Source organism: Pseudarthrobacter kochi, from assembly GCF_055412805.1.
Genome location: NZ_JBVAYV010000022.1, coordinates 14418 through 35329, shown reverse-complemented (window position 1 = coordinate 35329; position 20912 = coordinate 14418). Strand labels below are relative to the sequence as shown.

General features: G+C 66.9%; 17 protein-coding genes and 1 tRNA gene. 9 read left to right on the top strand and 9 right to left on the bottom strand.

What is annotated here, in order from left to right:
• Window positions 1-11 precede the first annotated feature (11 nt).
• The gene (locus ACZY0Y_RS12060; RefSeq protein ID WP_463958207.1) at window positions 12-2855 is read right to left on the bottom strand and encodes a cation-translocating P-type ATPase; all 2844 of its coding nucleotides are present in this window, start codon (window positions 2853-2855) and stop codon (window positions 12-14) included.
• A 17-nt stretch (window positions 2856-2872) separates the two neighbouring features.
• Entirely contained in the window at window positions 2873-3346 is a 474-nt protein-coding gene (locus ACZY0Y_RS12055; protein ID WP_463883519.1) for a hypothetical protein, read from the bottom strand.
• A gap of 70 nt (window positions 3347-3416) precedes the next feature.
• Here ACZY0Y_RS12055 and ACZY0Y_RS12050 point away from each other — a divergent pair, with 70 nt between their 5' ends.
• From ACZY0Y_RS12050 to ACZY0Y_RS12040, 3 genes are all read left to right on the top strand, one after another.
• Window positions 3417-4385, top strand: a complete 969-nt coding sequence (locus ACZY0Y_RS12050; RefSeq protein WP_463958206.1) for a hypothetical protein — start codon at window positions 3417-3419, stop codon at window positions 4383-4385.
• 36 nt (window positions 4386-4421) lie between these two features.
• On the top strand, window positions 4422-4601 hold the full coding sequence (locus ACZY0Y_RS12045) for a hypothetical protein (RefSeq protein WP_463883522.1): 180 nt from the start codon (window positions 4422-4424) through the stop codon (window positions 4599-4601).
• 138 nt (window positions 4602-4739) lie between these two features.
• Complete coding sequence (locus tag ACZY0Y_RS12040) at window positions 4740-6038, top strand: FAD-binding oxidoreductase (RefSeq protein ID WP_463958204.1); 1299 nt, start codon at window positions 4740-4742, stop codon at window positions 6036-6038.
• A gap of 161 nt (window positions 6039-6199) precedes the next feature.
• Here the strand turns inward: ACZY0Y_RS12040 and ACZY0Y_RS12035 are convergent, their stop codons facing one another.
• From ACZY0Y_RS12035 to ACZY0Y_RS12005, 7 genes are all read right to left on the bottom strand, one after another.
• Window positions 6200-7045 carry an aldo/keto reductase gene (locus ACZY0Y_RS12035; protein WP_463958203.1) on the bottom strand — a complete coding sequence of 282 codons (846 nt, stop codon included), beginning with the start codon at window positions 7043-7045 and terminating at the stop codon, window positions 6200-6202.
• 106 nt (window positions 7046-7151) lie between these two features.
• Window positions 7152-7607 carry a hypothetical protein gene (locus ACZY0Y_RS12030; RefSeq protein WP_463958201.1) on the bottom strand — a complete coding sequence of 152 codons (456 nt, stop codon included), beginning with the start codon at window positions 7605-7607 and terminating at the stop codon, window positions 7152-7154.
• Between the two features lie 7 nt (window positions 7608-7614).
• Window positions 7615-8289, bottom strand: a complete 675-nt coding sequence (locus ACZY0Y_RS12025; protein WP_463883528.1) for a bacterial proteasome activator family protein — start codon at window positions 8287-8289, stop codon at window positions 7615-7617.
• Between the two features lie 113 nt (window positions 8290-8402).
• Window positions 8403-8594: a YbdD/YjiX family protein gene (locus ACZY0Y_RS12020; protein WP_463958199.1), complete on the bottom strand. Its 192-nt coding sequence runs from the start codon at window positions 8592-8594 to the stop codon at window positions 8403-8405.
• A gap of 13 nt (window positions 8595-8607) precedes the next feature.
• Window positions 8608-10908 (bottom strand): carbon starvation CstA family protein, encoded by a 2301-nt coding sequence (locus ACZY0Y_RS12015; protein ID WP_463958197.1) that lies wholly within the window; start codon window positions 10906-10908, stop codon window positions 8608-8610.
• 234 nt (window positions 10909-11142) lie between these two features.
• Window positions 11143-11679: a PadR family transcriptional regulator gene (locus tag ACZY0Y_RS12010; protein WP_463883534.1), complete on the bottom strand. Its 537-nt coding sequence runs from the start codon at window positions 11677-11679 to the stop codon at window positions 11143-11145.
• Window positions 11680-11841: 162 nt separating this feature from the next.
• Window positions 11842-12825, bottom strand: a complete 984-nt coding sequence (locus ACZY0Y_RS12005) for an NAD(P)H-quinone oxidoreductase (protein ID WP_463958195.1) — start codon at window positions 12823-12825, stop codon at window positions 11842-11844.
• Between the two features lie 171 nt (window positions 12826-12996).
• On the opposite strand from ACZY0Y_RS12005, the gene ACZY0Y_RS12000 reads away from it, so the two are divergent.
• The 6 genes from ACZY0Y_RS12000 (at window position 12997) to ACZY0Y_RS11975 (ending at window position 20881) form a co-directional block, all read left to right on the top strand.
• Window positions 12997-13084: transfer RNA gene (locus ACZY0Y_RS12000), tRNA-Ser, on the top strand.
• A gap of 186 nt (window positions 13085-13270) precedes the next feature.
• Window positions 13271-14047, top strand: a complete 777-nt coding sequence (locus ACZY0Y_RS11995) for a VOC family protein (protein WP_463958193.1) — start codon at window positions 13271-13273, stop codon at window positions 14045-14047.
• A 412-nt stretch (window positions 14048-14459) separates the two neighbouring features.
• The gene (locus tag ACZY0Y_RS11990; RefSeq protein ID WP_463958191.1) at window positions 14460-19028 is read left to right on the top strand and encodes an ExeM/NucH family extracellular endonuclease; all 4569 of its coding nucleotides are present in this window, start codon (window positions 14460-14462) and stop codon (window positions 19026-19028) included.
• A gap of 190 nt (window positions 19029-19218) precedes the next feature.
• The gene (locus ACZY0Y_RS11985; RefSeq protein WP_463958189.1) at window positions 19219-20358 is read left to right on the top strand and encodes a glycosyltransferase family 2 protein; all 1140 of its coding nucleotides are present in this window, start codon (window positions 19219-19221) and stop codon (window positions 20356-20358) included.
• Between the two features lie 17 nt (window positions 20359-20375).
• Window positions 20376-20663, top strand: coding sequence for a hypothetical protein (locus ACZY0Y_RS11980; RefSeq protein ID WP_463958187.1), 288 nt, complete (start codon window positions 20376-20378; stop codon window positions 20661-20663).
• On the top strand, window positions 20660-20881 hold the full coding sequence (locus ACZY0Y_RS11975; RefSeq protein WP_443094290.1) for a hypothetical protein: 222 nt from the start codon (window positions 20660-20662) through the stop codon (window positions 20879-20881). The genes ACZY0Y_RS11980 and ACZY0Y_RS11975 overlap by 4 nt, the downstream gene beginning before the upstream one ends.
• The last annotated feature ends 31 nt before the right edge of the window (window positions 20882-20912 follow it).

The window sequence follows — 20912 nt, the reverse complement described above, 5'->3', positions numbered from 1 at the left end:
GGCGTCGTTCCTCATCCCCGGGCCTGCGCGCCCCGGCGCCGCCCGCCCCTCCGGAGGGCGATCTTGCGTAGCTCGTCAAACCAGAGCACAGTCGAGGCCATCACGACGCAGATGGCCCAGTGGCCGGGGTCCAGGGACGCTGTCCCGAAGGCCCGCTGCAGGAAAGGAAGCTCCACGACCGCCACCTGCAGCACCGCCGCGAGCAGCACGGAACCCCAGAGCCATCTATTGACGAAAAGCCGGCGGAAGGCCGACGTCGTCTCCGATCTGGAGTTGAAAGCGTTGAACAGCTGGGCAAACACCAGAGTGGTGAAGCCGGCGGTGCGGGCGACGTCGAGCGAATCTTTGCCGCCTGGGACCAGGCCTCCCGGCAGGAAGATATCGATGGTCAGCAGGGACGCGACGCCCATGACGAGGCCAACGCTGAGGATGCCCAGCCACATGCGCGGGCCGAGGATCCGGTCGCTGCGTTTGCGGGGCCCGCGCGCCATGACGTCGTCGATTTCCGGGTCAATGCCCATTGCAAGAGCGGGCCCGGAGTCGGTCACGAGATTGATCCACAGGATCTGGGTGGCCAGCAGCGGCACCGCGACTTCGCCGGCGCTCGCTCCGGTCAGGCCCATGGCGCCGGCGAACACAACACCGAGGAAGACCGTAAAAACTTCGCCCATGTTCGAGGACAGCAGGTAGCGCAGGAATTTTTCGATGTTCTCGAAGATGACCCGTCCCTGCCGCACCGCGGAGACGATCGTGGCGAAGTTGTCGTCGGCCAGGATCATGTTCGAGGCCTCTTTGGTGACCTCGGTGCCGGTGACCCCCATGGCGATGCCGATGTCCGCGGTTTTCAGCGCGGGTGCGTCGTTGACGCCGTCACCGGTCATCGCCACCACGTTGCCTTGTGCCTGCAGGGCGCTGATGATCTGCAGCTTGTTCTGCGGTGCCACCCGTGCGTACACCGAGGTGTTCCGGGTCAGCGTCCGCAGCCCGTCCTCGTCCAGTTCGTCCAGCTCGGCGCCGGTGACGGCCCGCTCCCCCGGCCTGGCGATCCCGAGGTCGCCGGCGATCCGGGCCGCGCTGAGCGGATGGTCCCCGGTGATCATCATGACGCGGATGCCGGCCCGCCGCGCCTCGCCCACTGCGGGGGCCGCTTCGGCCCGGGGCGGGTCCAGGATTCCGACGACGCCGATGTACACCAGCGTGCTCTCGTCCTCCTCATCGAGGACTTCCGCTTCATGCCGGTCCGCTTCGGTGTATTGCCGGTAGGCCACGCCGAGCGTGCGGAACGCCTGGGACGAAAGCTCCTCGACGTCGCCAAGAGCCCGGGCGCGGCGGTCCGCGTCCATCGGCACCACCTCCCCGCCGAGCTGCAGTGCGGTGCAGCGTTCCATCAGGACGTCCGGGGCGCCCTTGGTGACAAGGGACAGGGTGCCGGCCTGCCGGTGGTGGGCCAGCGTGGACATCAGTTTCCGCTCCGAGGTGAAGGGGATCTCGCCACGGCGCTCGAACTCCCCGATCCGGTCCGTGACCCCGTCCAGCTTCCGGGCAGCGACGAGGAACGCAGCCTCCGTCGGGTCGCCCTGGATCTCCCATTCACCGCCGTGTTCGCGCAGCTGCGCGTTGTTGGCGAAGGAGCCCCCGGCCAGCACCATGCGGGCTTCCAGGAGCAGGGCAGGATCACGCACCTCCTGGCCGTCCTGCAGCACACCGCCCTCCGGCCGGTACCCGACACCGGTGAGCTCGACCTGGCCGGAGGCGGTGCTGATCCTGCAAATGGTCATCTCGTTGCGGGTGAGCGTTCCTGTCTTGTCCGAGGCGATCACCGAGGCGGAGCCGAGGGTCTCGACCGAGTGCAGCTCCTTGACGACGGCGTTGCGCTTGGCCATATTCTGGACGCCGATGGCGAGCACCACGGACAGGATCGCTGGCAGCCCCTCCGGCACGGCCGCCACCGCGAGCGAGACCCCCAGGAGCAGGACCGCGACGAGCCCGCTCAGCGAGGACACTCCGTTGACGACGATGATCGTGGCCATCACCACGACGGCGATCCCGATCACCGTGATGCCGAGCAACTTGCTGACGCCCGCGATTTCCTGCTGCAGAGGCGTAGGGGCGTCCTCAACAGCCGCCAGCATGCCCGCGATCGCGCCGACTTCGGTGTCCATCCCGGTTCCGGTGACCACCGCGCGGCCCACGCCTTGTGCGACGGCCGTCCCCTTGTAGACCATGTTCAACCGGTCACCGAGGGGAATGTCGCCGATCAGGGTGCCCGGGTCCTTGAAGACGGGCGCACTTTCGCCGGTGAGTGAGGACTCGGCGACGCCCAGGGAACTGGCCGTGATCAGCCGGGCGTCAGCACCGACGGAATCCCCCTCGTTGAGGACCAGCATGTCACCGCGCACCAGCTCCGAGGACGGCACGGTTTTCAGTTCGCCGTCCCGCAGCACTGTGGAGTTCGCGGCCGTCATCAGCCGCAGCGCCGCGACGGCGCTCTCGGCTTTGTTCTCCTGGACGAAACCGAGGACGCCGTTGAACAAGACCACGGCGCCGATGACGACAGCGTCAATCGGCACGCCGGCGGCGCCTTCCACGGTCCAGGCAAGGACCGAGATGGCGATGGCCGCCAGCAGCAGGTAGATCAGCGGGTCCTGGAACTGCCGCAGGACCTTCCGCCACAGCGGCACACTTGGTGCGGGGCGGAGTTCATTGGCGCCGTAGAGCCCCAGGCGCCGCTCCGCTTCGGCCGGGTCCAGACCCCTCTCCGGGTTGACCTCGAGGGTGTGCAGGGCATCCGTGGCGCGGCGGAGGTGCCACGGAACAGCGCTGGTGGCATCGCCGTCGGCGTTGCTGATCGGCACGGCTGAGGGGCCCTGGGTTATCTGGCCCAGACCGAGGCAGCGCCGGAATGGCCTGTGATGATGCTCTGGTAGGTGAAGAAGGCCCCCGCTGCGGCTGCGACGACCAGGAGGGTGGTCCGGACGGCGCGGTTGGTCCGCAGGCTTCCCAGGAAGGCGAAGCGCCGGCCGATGGGCTCATAGCTCACAACCAGCGTCGCCGCGATGACCGCGAAGAACACCACGGAGACGGCTTTCAGCACGTCCCCTTGCTCCGCGTGTTCCCGGATCAGGGCAGACGCGGGACGGGCCTTCTGCAGCTGCTCACCTGCCTGCGCGGTGATGAGGGACACCGGAACCAGGCCAAGCGACAGCACTCCCAGCGGCCAGGCCAGGTAGCTGCGCCAGCGCGGTGCGGCGGCGTAGACGATCGCCGCGAGGCCGGCGATCGGCGCCAGCACCACGACGGCGTGGATGAGCAGGATGTGGGCCGGGAGCCCCGCTATTTCGATCATGTCTGCCCTTTTCTTCGAACGAACTGCCCGTGGCGGCGGCATCGCCGGGCCGGGCTTCTATGATTCTTGCATGGGAGAGCAGGGGCTGGCGGACGTTGCGGCACTGCTCTACGCCCTCCCGTTCGACGACTTTGTCCCCGCGCGGACCGCAGCTGCCAAAGACGCGGCCGCCGCGAAGGACCAGCCGTCCCTCGCCGCAGAATTGCGCTCCCTGCCCAAGCCGTCCGTGGCGGCGTGGACTGTGAACATGCTCGCGGCCCGGCAGCCGGAGACCCTGCGGGAACTCGCCGGGCTGGGGAGGTCGATGCGCGCCGCTCAGTCCTCCCTTGACGCCCCGGAACTCCGCCGCCTGGGACAGGAACGGCGGCAACTCCTCGGCAGCGCGGCCCAGGCGGCCCGGGCGGTAGCCGAGCAGCAGGGCCGGAAGATCAGCGCAGCCATCGCTTCGGAAGTGGAAGCGACGCTGCGGGCGGCGACAGCTGACGAGGGGGCCGCGGCTGCCGTGCAGTCGGGCCGCCTGCTCCGGGGACTGTCCGCCGACGGCGTCGACGTGGTGGATCTTTCCGGTGCCGTTGCGCTGCCCGGCCTGGTGCTCCCCGCCAGGGCGGTACCGGCGCCCGCGCCCAGCTCATCCGGCGAGGCTGTTCGGACCGGAACCACTCGCCCGAACGAAGCGGGGCAGCCCCGACTGCGGGCTGTCCGCCCCGAACCCCGGAGAACCACTCCCTCCGCGCTGGAACGGGCCCGGTCACTGCTCAAGGATGCCGAAGAGGCCGCTGGCGCGGCCGCGGGGCAAGCGCAACAGGACAAGGAGGAGCTTGCCTCGCTGACCGCCCTGACCACGGAGCTCTCCGACACTGCGCGCAGGCTGCGCGAGCAGCTGGCCCAGTGCGAACGGGAGCTCAAAGCGGCCGCGAAACGACGCGAACTGGCCGCGGCCGAGGCCCAGCAGGCAGCACGGGCGGCGGACCGGGCGCGGCGCACCGCGGACCTTGCCCGGGAACGGGTGCTGCGGCTTGGCAACACGCCGGACCCATAAGCTCATAGTGTCAGAGCCCGGCGGCACACTTAATGCATGGAAACCACCCAGTACTTCGAAGTTACGTATCTGGACACGGACTGCGGCCGCATCCGCGCCGAGACGTTCGATGACATCGCCGACGCCGAACGGTTCGCCGGCCGCCAGGCCGCCGACGAGGACGGCTGGGCCATCATCGACGCCGTGCCGGTAAAGGAAAGCCTGAAGGCCGCCTAGCCGAACTGCCCGGGCGGCTGGCTGAGGTCGGGTGAGGACACGCCGGTCCGCCGGCTGATTGCTCCGTTTGTCCCCCGCCATAAGTACCGACCGCTTTTCCTCTGGAAACCTCAGCACCCCGGGCCCCACCATGGAGCCATGTTGGGCACCCGCACGGTGAGGGTCTTCGCGGACGGCATCGGCGGCGAAGTGATCAGGCCGGGCGAACCGAAGTACGACGCTGCGCGTGCGGTGTGGAATGGTCTGGACCTCGTCGTCGCCGTGCGCGGCGGCGGCCACAGCATCCCCGGATTCTCTACCTGCGACGACGGGATAGTCATCGACCTCTCGCGGATGCGCGGCGCGACGATCGATCCCGCACACCGCACAGCTGTCTGCGCCGGCGGCGCGCTGCTCTCAGAGTTGGACAACGCGGCACAGGCGGTTGGCCTCGTTTGCCCTGTCGGTGTGGTCTCCCACACCGGCGTCGCCGGTCTCACGCTTGGCGGCGGGATGGGCCGCCTGCAGCGGAAGTTCGGGCTAACGATCGACAGCCTGCGCGCGGTGGACCTTGTGACGGCCGAAGGCGGGACCGTCCGCGCCTCGGCGGACGAGAACCCCGACCTCTTCTGGGGTGTCCGTGGGGCCGGCGCAAACTTCGGCGTCGCGACGTCGTTCGAATACGTCCTTCATCCGCTCGACCATCCGATCACGCACGGCACCGTCGTCTACCCGATCGAGCGCGCCGGCGAGCTGGCACAACTCTTCACTGAGATTTCCGGGACGGGCCCGGACGAGCTGTGGCTCGGCTTTTACATCCGCCTGGCGCTCCCGACGGATGACTTCCCGCCAGGGATCGGGGGCCGGCCGATAGCCGCCGTCTCCGTTTTGCACTGCGGGCAGCCCCGCGAGGCCGAACGGGATCTCGGGCGGTTGCGGGCGTTCGGACATCCGGTTGCCGGCTCGATCGAGCCGAAACCGCACCTGGCAGCACAGCGCCTCGCAGACGTGTCCTCGGCGTGGGGCCACCGCTTCTACATGAAGAGCGCCTTCCTCCGCAGCCTGCCCGGGGAGCTCGTCGATATGGCAGTCCAGCACGCCCACGGGATTCCTGAGGGAGCCGGGGGCGAGTTCGGTTTCTGGTCTTGGGGCCGGGCGATCGCCGAGGTGCCGGAGGACGCGACCGCGTTCACGGGCCGCACGGCGGCCTACTGGATGGGCGCCGAGATCCAGTGGGACGATCCTGCGCTCGACGGGCCGTGCCGGGAGTGGGCACGGGCGGGAATGGCCGACGTCGGGCCGTTCACCACCAGCGGCCGCTACGTCAACGACGTCGCCGAACCGCGGGAGAACGCGCGCGCGATCTACGGCGGCGGGAAGTACGAGCGGCTGGTCGGGCTCAAGCGCATTTGGGACCCGGACAACGTTTTCCGGATGAATCAGAACATCCGCCCATAGCGGCAACCCGGACGGGCGGCTGGGATCTGCCCTGAAACGACTACCGGGCAGGAGAAAGGGCCCCCACCCTCTCGGGTGAAGGCCCTGCTGTGGCTCCGCTGGGGCCGCCGCTTCAGCCGGCTGGCGGCCTCACCGCTTGCCTGCTCGGCTAAGCGCGTGGCTTAGGCGAAGTCGGAGACTGCGGGGTCCGGGCCGATACGGCCGGCGCCCTCCGCCGAGTTGTCCATGCCGTTGATGGCCTGCACATCGGTCTCGTCCAGGCTGACATCCAGCGCAGCGTAGTTCTCGCGGATGCGTGATTCGGTCACGGACTTGGGGATGACCACGTTGCCGATCGCCAGGTGCCAGGCGATGACCACCTGCGCCGGGGTGGCGTTGTGCTTGGCCGCGATCTGGCCGATGACCGCACTCTCCAGCAGCTCACCGCCCTGGCCGAGCGGCGACCAGGCCTCGGTAAGGATGCCCTTGGAGGCGTTGAATTCCCGCAGCTCGGCCTGGTTGAAGAAAGGGTGCAGTTCGACCTGGTTGATGGCCGGTACAACGCCGGTCTCGTCAATCAGGCGCTGCAGGCCTTCCTTGGTGAAGTTGGAGACGCCGATGGTCTTCACACGGCCCTGCTTCTGCAGCTCGATAAGAGCCTTCCAGCTGTCCAGGTACTTGTCCTGCTTGGGCTGCATCCAGTGGATCAGGTACATGTCCAGGGTCGCCAGGCCCAGGCGCTCCATGGATTCCTCGAAGGCCTTCAGCGTGGACTCGTAGCCCTGGTCCGCGTTCCACAGCTTGGTGGTGATGAAGATTTCCTCGGGCGTGAGGCCTGAGCGCTCGATCGCGCGGCCCACGCCTGCCTCATTGCCATAGATCTTGGCGGTGTCGATGTGGCGGAAGCCTGCCTCGAAGGCCTGGACAACCACCTTCTCGGCGATGTCGTCTTCAACCTGCCACACTCCGTAGCCAAGCTGGGGAATGGTGTTGCCGTCATTGAAAGTCAGTACCGGTGAAAAAGTCATCTGGCTATCCTTGCAACGACCCCGGCATACCGCCAGCACAAACGGCTCAGCTAAGCTAGGCGCTTAACCGGGAATATCAGCCCCGCAGCCGGGGATCCGAGGTCCCTCAGTCGGTGGCGGCCGCCCCGGCAAGCCGGCGTTCGGCGTCGTTGACGTGTTCCAGCACCATCCGGGCGCGGCGCCGGACCGATTCCGCGCCGGCCGGAACGGGGCCGGCGGCGAGGCGGAGCATCGCGGCTGCCTCGGCAGTGGTGGCCAGGGAGTTGCCGGCCGTGGACAGGGCACGGTGGACCCCGGCCAGGGTCCCCGGAATGTCGAGGCCCTCGCTGGGCGCACGCCGCTGGGCCTCCACGCAGATCCTCCGGACCCGCCCCGAGAGCTCCGTGAGTTCATTGGCGATCTCAACGAGCTCGGCATAGAGCGCCTCGTCCTGCACCCCCTCGAGGATCTGGTGGTAGCGGTCGAGGCCGCGGGTGAAGCGGTCGTGAGCCCGCCGCCAGAGGCCCTTGCCGAGTTCGGCATCGTCTTTGCGTCCCTGCCGGGCCGCGCTAAAGAATCCCAAGAGTGCCCTAGAGATACTGGCCGGGACCGTGGTCCGGGTCCGCGGGTACGGGGGGCCGGGAGGGATCGGCACCGGGCTTGGCCGCGGCGCGCTGGGGCTCGCCGTTCTCGCCGATAATCACGCCGGGGGCGATCACTGTTCCGGGCGGCAATTGGCGGAGCTGTGCCTGCGCGATGGAGTGCTCCCGGGCGGCATGCTGGGCTGCGATGGCGGTCTGGATGCCGTGGAAGAGGCCCTCCAGCCAGCCAACCAGCTGGGCCTGGGCGATCCGCAGCTCCGCGTCCGACGGGGTTCCGTTTGCGGGAAAGGGAAGGGTGATCCGTTCCAGTTCCTCGACCAGTTCCGGTGCGAGGCCGTCTTCCAGTTCCTTGATGGAGCGTTCATGGATTTCGGCGAGCCGAACGCGCGCCGCGTCGTCGAGCGGGGCCGTTTTCACTTCGTCCAGGAGCTGTTTCATCATGGTGCCGATCCGCATGACCTTCGCGGGTTCGTCAACGAGGTCCTGGAGCTGGCTGGGCTTCGGCCGCGCTCCCGCGGGGCGGCCCTGCCTTCCCGGTCCCCCGGGCTGTCCTGGCTGTCCAGGTTCCGACGGCTGGCTGCCGTCGCCGGCCGGCTGGGAGTCCAGGGTAGTCCCTTCGATGGGAACGCCGTCGTTGGGCTGAGTGTCGTGCGGATCGCTCATGGCTTCATACTCTCACGAGCCCGGGACCGCGCAGCGGGCCGGTACCGTGCCATGCCCCAAAACTCAACAATCCCGGCAACACACAGCGGAGGGCGCCGATCAGCCGGAACCGGTCAGCAGCACCGGCCCTGCGGATTGGCTTCCTGGCGGTCCGTCTGGTCCCGCCAGAACTCCCGCTCGGTCATCGGCGGGGAGCCGTGGCCGGCTTCGGCGTGGTGGGCCAGGTACTTCGCGTACGCGTCCGCACCCATGACACCGCCCAGGTACCGCGCGAATCCCCGGAAGCCTGCCACTACGGCGTTCATCTGTGCCTCCGCATTAGTGCTGGGTTGCCTTTGCGGCCCGTTTGTCCGCCGGCAGCTGGTCCCACTTCGCCAGGAGCTCACGCTCTGCCGCGGTGGGAGCCGGTCCGGCCGGAGCGAAGACCCGGGACGGCAGGGCCGGATCCTCGTTGTCGCTGTTGACCACACCTGCCTTCGTGTTGCGGAACGCCTTGTAGGTGGCGATCAGCGCGGCCACGATAACGATGATGCTGAGCACCACGAAGATGACTGAGAGCCAGCCCTGGATCGCGGTGTTGCGGATTACGGCTTCCATGGCCGGGACGGTCTTCGCCGTACCGAAGGAGGTCTTGCCGTCCGCGAGTGCCTTGGAGAAGGCTGCGTTGTTGGCGAAGTAGCCGACCGCCGGAGTGGAGGAGAAGATCTTCTGGTAGCTGGCCGTGATGGTCACGACGGCCGCGAAGGCCATCGGGACCGCCACGATCCAGAGGTACTTGAAGGAGCCCCTCTTGGCCGCGATGGCCAGGCAGACGGACAGGGCGATGGCGGCCAGCAGCTGGTTGGCGATGCCGAACAGCGGGAACAGCGTATTGATGCCGCCCAGCGGATCCGTGACGCCCATGATCAGCACGGCGCCCCACGCTGCGACCATCACGGCGGTGGCAAGCCACGCGCCGGGACGCCAGGAGTGCTCCTTGAACTTCGGGATGAAGTTGCCGATCGAGTCCTGCAGCATAAAGCGCGCGACGCGCGTGCCGGCGTCGACCGCGGTGAGGATGAACAAGGCCTCGAACATGATGGCGAAGTGGTACCAGAAGGCCATCATGGCGGTGCCGCCGATGAACTGCTGCATGATGTGGGCAAGGCCCACGGCGAGGGTCGGCGCTCCGCCGGTGCGGGAGATGATGCTGGTCTCCCCGACATTGGCTGCCGTCTCGGCAAGCATGTTGGGGCTGATGTTCACGCCGGACAATCCCAGGCTGTTGACCCAGGCGGCCGCGGTTTCCACGGTGCCGCCGGTGAGTGCGGCCGGGGAGTTCATCGCGAAGTAGAGCCCGCGGTCAATGGAGATCGCCGCGACGAGGGCCATGATGGCCACGAAGGACTCCATCAGCATGCCGCCGTACCCGATGAAGCGGGTCTGGCGTTCCTTCTCGATCAGCTTCGGCGTGGTGCCGGAGGCGATCAGCGCGTGGAATCCCGAAAGCGCACCACAGGCGATGGTGACAAAGAGGAACGGGAACACCGCACCCGGGAAGACGGGCCCATTATCGCGGCTGGCGAACTCGCTGAAGGCCGGGACCGAGATTTCCGGGCGCACCACGATGACTGCCACGGCCAGCATCGCGATGACACCGATCTTCATGAAGGTGGAAAGGTAGTCACGCGGAGCCAGCAGGAGCCAGACCGGCAGAATCGCTGCGATGAAGCCGTAGATGATGAGCGCCCACGCGATGGTGACCTTGTCCAGCGTGAAGAAGGCATGGCCCCAGTCAGTGGCGGCAACGGCGCCGCCGCCGATGATGGCGGCCATCAGCAGCACAAACCCGATCAGGGAAACTTCCATGATCTTGCCGGGGCGGATGAAGCGCAGGTAAACGCCCATGAAGAGGGCGATCGGGATCGTCATGCCGACGGAGAAGACGCCCCACGGGCTTTCGGCCAGGGCGTTGACGACGACGAGGGCCAGGATGGCGACGATGATCACCATGATCAGCAGGGTGGCGACCAGGGCGGCGGTGCCGCCGATGACGCCGAGTTCCTCGCGGGCCATCTGGCCCAGGGAGCGTCCGCCGCGGCGCATGGAGAAGAACAACACGACGTAGTCCTGGACAGCTCCGGCGAACACAACGCCGAAGATGATCCAGATGGTGCCCGGGAGGTAGCCCATCTGGGCGGCGAGGATCGGGCCCACCAGGGGTCCGGCGCCGGCGATGGCGGCGAAGTGGTGGCCGAACAGGACGTTGCGGTCCGTGCGGACGTAGTCTTTGCCGTCAGCTTTGTACTCTGCGGGCGTGGCCCGGCGGTCGTTCGGCTTGAGCAGGTAGCGCTCGATGACCTTGGAGTAGAAGCGGTAGCCGATCAGGTAGGTGCAGACCGCGGCGAACACGAACCAGATGGCGTTGACCGTTTCGCCGCGGACAATCGCGAGCATGAACCATGCCACGGCGCCCAGCAGGGAGATCGCCACCCAGAGTGCGATCTTGGCCGGCGTCCATTTCCGCTCTTCGGTTTCGAGCACAGTCGCGTCCACGGCGGTGGGCGGCAGGGTCGGGTCCGGCGTAATGCCGTCGTCGACCAGTAAGTTTTTTGGCGTGCCATCTGGCATTGTGCCCATGTCTCCTCCTTGAGAAACCCCAACTGGGCAAATCCACGACAGATGTGCCCCAAGGCACCCTACCAACCACGACGATTCAAGGGTATGGCTTTGTGTTAGGCGGTTCAGTGGAGGCGATGAACGGCCGGGCAAAAGCGCCGAACGGCAGGGTTGTTACCGGACGGTGTTACTTTCCGGTACAGGCGCTTGCCGGTACACGCCCTGGCGGTTACTGCCCTGCCGGTGGGCCGGGAGTCAGGCGGGCGGGACGGTCAACTGCATGAGCCGGGCCTCGCAGAGGTCCAGCCAGCGCACCTCGGCCTCGGTCTGGAAAATGAGTGAATCCAGTACCAGCAGCCGCGCGGTGTCGGTCGGGCGGTGCTGGGATGCCGTGTCTCGCCGGGCCTTGGTGTAATCCTGCAGTGCCCGGATGGACACTGCGCGCTGGGCGTGGATGGCGGCGCCGACGTCAACGCCGGGGAGCGTCAGGCCCAGTGCGAGCTTGATGGCCAGTTCGTTCCGCGGCGGGCTGGTCCGCGGCACCGGTGAGGTGAACCAGTTGCTGACTTCAGCGCGCCCTTCGGCGGTGATGCTGTAAACGACGTGGCCCTCACCGTCGGCACCATCCTTGCGGACCAGGCCGTCGCGCTCCAGGCGGTCGAGGGTGGTGTAGACCTGCCCGATATTGAGGGGCCAGGAGGATCCGGTGCGGTCTTCGAATTCGATCCTGAGCTGGTAGCCATAGCGTGGCCGGTCCTGCAGGAGGGCGAGGAGGCTGTGACGGATGGACATGATGCCCCCAAAGGGTAGCGGAACGACAGCATACACGCGCCCCAAGACGCGTGTATACCGCGTATGGAATTACAATACAGTCATTTGATATCCCGAAGCAATTCGGATATGCCACGAATGGAATAAGTGTTGAGGCCCAGGCCACAGGGCCTGGGCCACAGGCTACATGACCAGCAGGATTTTTCCGACATGGTCGCCGGAGTCGAAGTACCGGTGCGCGGCAGCGACCTGCTCCAGCGGGAACGTCCTTGCGACCAGCGGCCGGATCCGCCCATCGGCCAGCATCGGCCAGACCGCGTCGCGGACAGCATCCATGATCACGGTCTTCTCTTCCACGGGCCGCGGGCGCAACGCCGTCGCTATGATCGCCGCCCGCTTACTCAGCAGTTTTCCGAGGTCCAGTTCGCCCTTGGCACCGCCCTGCAGACCGATCACCACCAAGCGCCCGTAGTCCGCCAGCGCGTCCACGTTCTGCGTGAGGTACTTGGCCCCGACGACGTCCAGGATGACATCCGCGCCCTTGCCGCCATTCTGCGCGCGCAGGCTCTCCGGGAAGTCCTCCTCGGCGTAGTTGATCGCGATGTCCGCACCGAGGAATGCCTTGGCGGTGCCGACCTTCTCTGCGGTGCCCGCCGTGGCGGCCACCACGGCCCCAAAGGCCTTGGCGAGCTGGATGGCCATGGTACCGATGCCGCCGGTGGCCCCGTGGATGAGGACGGTCTCGCCCGGCTGCAGCTGCGCCGTCATGATGAGGTTGGAATACACCGTCGCCGCAACCTCCGGCAGGGATGCCGCGGTGACGACGTCGACGCCGTCGGGGACCTTCAGGACCTGCCCCGCCGGAACGGCCACCTGCTGGGCGTAGCCGCCGCCGGCCAGCAGGGCCACGACTTTGTCCCCCACGGAGAAGGGTTTGGTGACGCCGGGCCCAAATCCGGCGATCCGGCCGGACACTTCCAGCCCGGGAACCTCCGAGGCGCCGGGTGGCGGCGGGTAGTGGCCCTTGCGCTGCTGGACGTCGGCGCGGTTTAGCCCCGCGGCCACGACGTCGATCAGCACCTCGCCGGGGCCGGGCACCGGGGACGGGACCTCGCGGACCTCCAGGGCCTCGGGTCCGCCCGGCTTTGAGATATAGACAGCCTTCATGGAGAACTCCCGATTCCTAACGAACTTGTTGCAGCCGTCGAGCGCGGATGCGGCTACGGCACACCACGCCCGGGGCGCCTCCTCCCAGAGTAGGCGGAGGAGTTGCCCCTGTCCGCGGGCGCGCCCGCGGTTTTTGTTGCTGCCGACTGCCTATGAAACACTACTCGTTAGGGAAGGTTGTCCGAGCGGCCGATGGAGCTGGTCTTGAAAACCAGTGTGCGGTAACCCCGTACCAAGAGTTCGAATCTCTTACCTTCCGCGAATAATGCCCCTGGTTCAGCGCTCTGCGCGGAACCGGGGGCATTTTTGCGTGTCCGGCCAGCCCGCCGGACCATTGAAACCGTCGGTGCTCCGGCATAGTCTCGCGGTGTCTTCTCCACTACCCCACACATTCGGCGGCCCCGGCAGCACGATTCACGGCCGCAGAAGAGAACAGGAGCCCACAATGCCAACACCCGATCACTCCAACGGAGCGCCGTGCTGGATCGACCTGATGACCTCCGACACCGAGAAGGCCAAGTCGTTCTATGGCGCGCTTTTTGGCTGGACCTTCGAGACCGGCGACCAGGAGAAATACGGCGGCTACATCACGGCGCGGAAGAACGGCAAGTCCGTCGCCGGGATGATGCAGAAGCAGGCAGAGCAGGCCGGTTTCCCGGACGTCTGGTCCACCTACCTGCGCACGGACGATGCCAGGACGACGGTCAAGAGCGCGGCGGAGCATGGCGGACAGGTCTACATGGAACCCATGGACGTCCCCGAACAAGGCAGCATGGCCATGGTCGGCGATGCCACGGGCGCGGCCGTCGGCATCTGGCAGCCCGGCGAGATGAAGGGCTACGAACTCGCCGCGGAAGCCGGAACCGCGGCATGGCATGAACTCCATACCAAGGACTACGCCACCGCGGTCAAGTTCTACCAGGACGTGTTCGGCTGGGACACCTTCGTCTTGAGCGACACCCCTGAATTCCGCTACACCACCCTCGGAGCCGGGGACGCCGCCAAAGCCGGGATCATGGACGCCTCCGGCTACCTCCCTGCCGAGGTCCCGTCCAACTGGCAGGTCTACTTCGCGGTTGAGGACGCGGACGCCGCCACCGAGAAGGCCGCGTCGATGGGCGCAACAGTGATCCAGGCACCGGAAGACAGCCCGTTCGGACGCCTCGCCACCCTTACTGATCCCACCGGGGCCATGTTCAAGATCGTCGCCGGAAACCGCTGACGCGCGCCCGCCCCGGATCTGAGCGTCCCTCGAAAAACTTCAGAAAAGCTGAGCAAAAGCTTTAATAAAACTGCTGTAGTAAATACCGGCCAGCCCCTTCCCATGCGGAAACTGGCCGGTATTCTTTTGGGATGCCCGGCGCCTGGAGCCGCCGCGGATAGCTAATTCACGCAGTTCGAAAGCTCCGTCAACACCATCGCTGGGGCCGCAGCCAGGGTCTCCAGGGCGGCTGTGACACGTCCCGCTGGGGGACGTCTCGCCGAATGCACACGCAAGACACATCGTGTTCATTCACCCCTGTTTTGATGTGCCGGGACCTGCTTGACCAGGAGCAACGACCGGCCGGTCCGCGGCATCACCCGGACACCCTCCACCCAGCCCTTACCCGGGCACCTAATGAGAGTTAGAGCGGATGAAACACATACCTTGGAAAACAGCGCTCGGCGCAGCGCTGTCCGCGGGGCTCATCGCAGCCCCGCTGGCCGCTGTGCCGGCGTTTGCCGTGGAGGTCTCCCCGGCAGCGGCTGGCACTTCGCCGGTCATCATCAACGAGGCGTACCTCAGCGGCGGCAGCGCCGGAGCAGCCTACAAGAACAAGTTCGTTGAGCTGTACAACACCTCGGACGCCCCGGTTTCGCTGGACGGCTGGTCGCTCCAGTACCGCGCCCCGGGCAATTCAGGGGCGCCGGGCAATGTTGCGCCCCTGTCCGGCACCATTCCGGCGAAGGGCTTCTACCTGCTCAAGGCCGGCAGCAATGGCGCAAACGGCGCGGATCTTCCCGCCGCCGACGCCACGTCCACCGGGTTCAACATTGGAAACCCGGGCGGAACCATCGTGCTTGCAAAACAAGCCACAGCCCTGACCGACCTCGCCACCGGCTCCGTGATCGAGCAGGGGGCCGTGGCAGATCTTCTCGGCTACGGCACCTCACTGACCTTCGAAAGCCAGGCAGCCAAGGCCCCCTCTGCCACCACCGATGTCAAAAGCCTGAACCGCAGCAACGGTGTTGACAGCAACAACAACTCCGCGGACTTCACGCTGAACACCACGATCACCCCCAAGGCGGTCAACGGCGCAGCCGCCCCCGTCGATCCTCCGGTCGACCCGGGCCCCGTCACTCCGCCGGCAGCCAAGACCATTGCCGAGATCCAGGGCAACGGCACCGCCAGCCCGCTCGTCGGGACCTCCGTCACCACCCGGGGCAAGGTCACCGCGGCATTCCCCACCGGCGGATTCGCGGGCTACTACATCCAGACCCCCGGCACCGGCGGCGATCTGACCCCGGCCAACCACCCGGCGTCGGACGCCATCTTCGTCTTCTCGTCCGCCACGGCCGGTTCCGTCCAGATCGGCGATTACGTCGAGGTGACTGGTGCCGTCAGCGAATACTACGGCATGACCCAGGTGAGCGTCGCCGCCGCGGCAGGCGTCTTGAAGCTCACCGAGGCCGCCCCCGAGGTCAAGGCCACCGGCTTTGCCCTCCCGGCCGACGAAGCCTTCCGTGAATCGCTCGAAGGCATGTTGCTGACCCCGCAGGGACCTGTCACGGTCGCCGACAACTTCTCGCTGAACCAGTATGGCGAAATCGGCCTGGCCAGCGGCACCACCCCGCTGGAACAGCCCACCGCCGTCGCGCCCTACGGTTCGGCCGAGTACAACGCCACCGTCGCCGCCAACGCCGCCCGCGGCATCAAGCTCGACGACGGCGCCACCACCAACTTCCTCAAGGACGCCACCACCAAGGCACTGGAGCTGCCCTACCTGACCACGACGGAACCCGTCCGCGTCGGCGCACCGGTGAGCTTCAAGACCAACGTGGTGCTCAGCTACACCAACAACTCCTGGAAGTTCCAGCCGCTGACCCAGCTGACCCCGGCCAACGCGGACACGGTGCAGCCCGTAAGCTTCGGCGCCACCACCCGCACGGACGCCCCGGCAGCTGTCGGCGGCAACCTCAAGATCGCCTCATTCAACGTGCTGAACTACTTCCCCACCACGGGCGATCAGCTCACCGGGTGCACGTATTACACGGACCGGGCCGGCAGCCCGATCACCGTCCGCGGAGGCTGCGACGCCCGCGGCGCGGCCAACGCCGAAAACCTCCAGCGCCAGCAGGACAAGATCGTCGCCGCCATCAGCAAGTCCGGCGCCGACGTCGTGTCCCTCATGGAGGTCGAGAACTCCGCACAGTTCGGCAAGAACCGTGACGACGCCCTGGCCAAGCTGGTTGACGCCCTGAACATCGCCACGCCGGGGATCTGGGACTACGTCCGCACACCCGCCAACGCGCCTCCCCTGGCGGACGAGGACATGATCCGCACCGCCTTCATTTTCAAGAAGGCCGCAGCAGAGCCGGTGGGCGAATCCATCATCCTCAACGACACCGTCGCCTTCGCAAGTGCCCGCAAGCCGCTGGCACAGGTCTTCAAGCCGGTCGGCGCAACCGACGACAAGAAGTTCATCGCGATCGCCAATCACTTCAAGTCCAAGGGTTCAGCCGCCACTCCCGACGACACGGACAAGGGCCAGGGCGCCTCAAACCTCGCCCGCACCGCCCAGGCCCAGTCCCTGCTGGCGTTCTCTGACGAACTGCAGAAGTCCAAGGGCACCGACAAGGTCTTCCTGATCGGCGACTTCAACTCCTACGCCAAGGAAGACCCGATCAACGTCCTCACGGCCGCGGGTTACGTCAACCAGGACGAAAAGGCCAAGAACGCCGACGGTTCCGCCAAGCACTCCTACCTCTTCGGGGGCCTGGTGGGCTCGCTGGACCACATCCTCGCCTCACCGGGCGCCAACGCCATCGCCACCGGCGCCGACATCTGGAACATCAACTCCGTGGAGTCCGTGGCCCTGGAGTACAGCCGGTACAACAACAACGTGACCAACTACTACGCTCCGGACCAGTTCCGGGCGAGCGACCACGATCCGGTGGTGGTGGGCCTGAACCTGCCGACGACCCCGGCCATCCCGGCCAGCGTTGAGCTGAACCTCCTCGGCATCAATGACTTCCATGGCCGCATCGATTCCAACACCGTGTTCTTCGCGGGAACCATCGAGAAGCTGCGGGCCGCGGCTGCCCCCGGCGCCACGGCATTCCTCTCTGCGGGCGATAACATCGGCGCCTCGCTGTTCGCCTCGGCCGTTGCCAAGGACCAGCCGACCATCGATGTGCTGAACGCCCTTGAGCTGCGGACCTCGGCCGTGGGCAACCACGAGTTCGACGGCGGCTGGGCCGACCTGCGCGACCGCGTCATCGCGGGCGGCAGCAACGCCCAGTTCCGCTATCTGGGCGCCAACGTCTACAAGAAGGGCACTACCGAGCCGGTCCTGCCGGAGTACACGGTGCTTGACCTGAACGGCGTCAAGGTCGCTGTGATCGGAACCGTCACGCAGGAAGTGCCCTCACTGGTCACCCCCGCGGGCATCGCCGATCTCGAGTTCGGCGACGCCGTTGACGCCATCAACCGCGTCGCGGCGAAGATCAAGGCGGACAAGCTCGCCGACGTGATCGTGGTGGAAAACCACGACGGCGCCGGTTCCGGCGCGCCCGAAGGCTCCACCCTGGCGCAGGAAGTCGCCGCCGGCGGCCCCTTCGCCAAGATGGTCACCGGGGTTACCCCCGATGTTGCGGCGATCTTCAACGGCCACACCCACAAGCAGTACTCCTGGGATGCCCCGGTCCCCGGCGTTGAGGGCAAGACCCGCCCGATCGTCCAGACCGGCAACTATGGCGAGTACATCGGCCAGATCCAGTTGACCATCGACACGAAGACCATGTCGGTCACCAGCTACAAGGCTGGCAACGTCAAGCGCACCACCACCACCGACCAGCCGGCAGCTGCCCTCGTCGCCGACTACCCCCGGGTCGCCGCCGTCAAGACCATCGTTGACAAGGCCCTCGCCGACGCAGCAGTGGTCGGCAACCAGCCGGTCGGCGCGGTGAAGGCCGATATCACCACCGCATTCACGCCTGCCACCGCCACCACCCCGGCAGCACGCGATGACCGCGGCAGCGAGTCCACCCTGGGCAACCTCGTCGCGGATTCCCTGGTCGACTCACTCAAGGCGCCGGAACTCGGCGGTGCCGAGATCGGCGTCGTCAACCCGGGCGGCCTGCGCAACGAGCTGTACTACGCGCCGGACGGCACCATCACCTACGCCGAGGCCAACGCGGTCCTGCCGTTCGTGAACAACCTCTGGACCACGTCGCTGACGGGCGGGCAGTTCAAGACGCTCCTGGAGCAGCAGTGGCAGACCAACCCGGACGGCACGGTTCCCAGCCGCGCCTACCAGCAGCTCGGCCTGTCCAAGAACGTCAACTACACCTACGACGCCGCCCGCGCCGCCGGTGACCGGATCACCTCGATCCGGGTCAACGGCGCGCTGATCGACCCGGCGAAGTCCTACCGGATCGGAACGTTCAGCTTCCTGGCAACGGGCGGCGACAACTTCCGCATCTTCACCTCCGGCGCCAACACCAAGGACTCCGGCCTTGTGGACCGCGACGCGTGGATCAAGTACCTGCAGGCACACAGCCCGGTCTCGCCGGACTTCGCACGCCGCTCCGTTGCCGTGGTCAACACCACCGCCGCAGAGGTCAAGGGCGGGGAGGCCATCACCCTGGCAGTCTCCAAGCTGGACCTCACCTCGCTGGGCAGCCCGGTGAACACCTCGCTGCGCGCCGGGTTCTCGGATTCGAAGGGCATCGTCACGGCACTCGGCACGGTACCGGTTTCCGCCGGTGCGGCCACGGTGAGCGTGTTGGTTCCCGCGGGTGCGGCAGCGGGCACGGGCACCCTGGTGCTCACCGCCGTCGAATCCGGCACCGTGGTGAAGGCGAACGTCCCGGTCGCGGCCAGCACGCCGGTCCCGCCGAAGTGCACCGCACCGGTTCCGCCGACGAAGTGGTACGACCTCAAGGGCTGGATCAAGTACTCCATCGCCTGGCTCCAGTACCGGAAGTGCCTCAGGGGCTAGCTTCCACGCCCTGACCCAGTGAGCATGCCCTCCCCCGGGCCGCAGCGGTGGACATATAGCCAATATGTCCACCGCTCAGCCCGGACGGAGGGCATGCTCATTTTTGCGGGCGCAGGCGCATGGTGGCTATGTGACGGATGTTAGCAATGTGACGTGTGCGCATTCACTACCCGCTGGTAGCGTCTGGAGCATGGGTAGGGGAAAGTTCCACCGGGCGGTCGGTCTCGTCATTGCTGTCCTGGCGTCCACCGGGGCCACGCTGCTCTGGTTCGCGGTCATTGCCGGCGGCCCGGACATGACCGACGCCCCGACCCACGAAGTCATCGTCGGCGTCTGGAGTTTGCTCTACAACACCGACAGTCCGGGTCCGCGCGTGATGCTCGCCGCCATGGCGCTCGCGCTGACGATGGCCGCCAGCGTCGCGCTCCTTGAACGCAGGATCACCACGAGAAGCCGCCGGTCCTCGAACCCGCGCATCACTCCCTTGGCGCCCAAAGTGGTGATGGCTGCAACCCACGGCGACTTTGCCGGGCCTGTCACCGTGACCGTGCTGATTCCTGCCCACAACGAGGAGGCTTCCCTCCCTTCAACGCTCGCGTCCCTGCTGGCCCAGTCGCACCGGCCCGACCGCATCATTGTGATCGCAGACAACTGCACCGACTCGACCGCCGACGCCGCCCGCCGGGCCGGCGTCGAGGTCATCGAGTCCGTCGGCAACACCCAGAAGAAAGCCGGCGCCCTCAACCAGGCGCTCACAGGACTGCTTCCGGGCCAGGGCGAGAATGACGTCGTTATGGTGATGGACGCCGATACCCAGCTCGACGACGGCTTCCTCGCCGCCGCCGTCACCCGCTTCACCGGGGACCGGGCGCTCATGGCCGTCGGGGGGCTCTTCTACGGCGAGGAAGGGCACGGCCTGCTGGGACAGTTCCAGCGCAACGAATACATCCGGTACGGCCGGCAGATCCGACGACGGCGGGGCCGGGTCTTTGTCCTCACCGGCACCGCCTCGCTGTTCCGGCCGCGCGCCCTGCGCACCGTCGCCGGGCAACGCGGCGATTCCCTTCCCGGCACCCCAGGCGATGTCTACGACACCTCGGCCCTGACGGAGGACAACGAGCTGACCATCGCCCTGAAATCCCTCGGAGCGCTGATGATCTCACCGTCGGAATGCACCGTGGTCACCGAACTGATGCCGAGCTGGCAGATGCTCTGGGCCCAGCGGCTCCGCTGGCAGGGGGCGCCCTCGAAAACATCGGCGAGTACGGGATCACTCCACAGACCCTGCGCTACTGGGCGCAGCAGCTGGGGATCGGCTACGGCGTCATAGCCCTGGGCTGCTACCTTGTGCTGCTGTTGCTCATGGTGCTGTCCCTGGATGACTGGATCTGGTTCCCGTTCTGGATGGGCATGGGCATCGTCTTCGTCGTCGAGCGCGTGGCCACGGTCTGGCACGGCGGCTGGCGCGCCCGGCTCCTGGCCCTGCTGCTCCTGCCCGAACTCTTCTTCGATATGTTCCTCAACGTCGTCTACGTCAAGGGGATCATCGATATCTCCCTGGGCCGGACCGCCCACTGGAAACACGTCCAACACGCGGCATCCGGCACCGGGTCCACGGTCAGGGTGGGCCCGTGATGCCTATCGTCGTGGTTCCCGCCGGCATCCTGCTCCCGGAGTCGTTCCTGCATAGTCAGTGGTTCGCCATCATGGCGACCTTTGTGGCGATCAACACCGTCATGTATGCGGCCCTGGCTGTTTCGAAGCTCCTGCCCAAGCTGCACCGCCCCAACTGGCTTCGCCGCCGTCACGAACGCTCCGAGACCCGCAGCATCTACCCCGAGGCGCCGAAGTAACGGCTTCCCACGAATGAGCATGCCCTCCCCC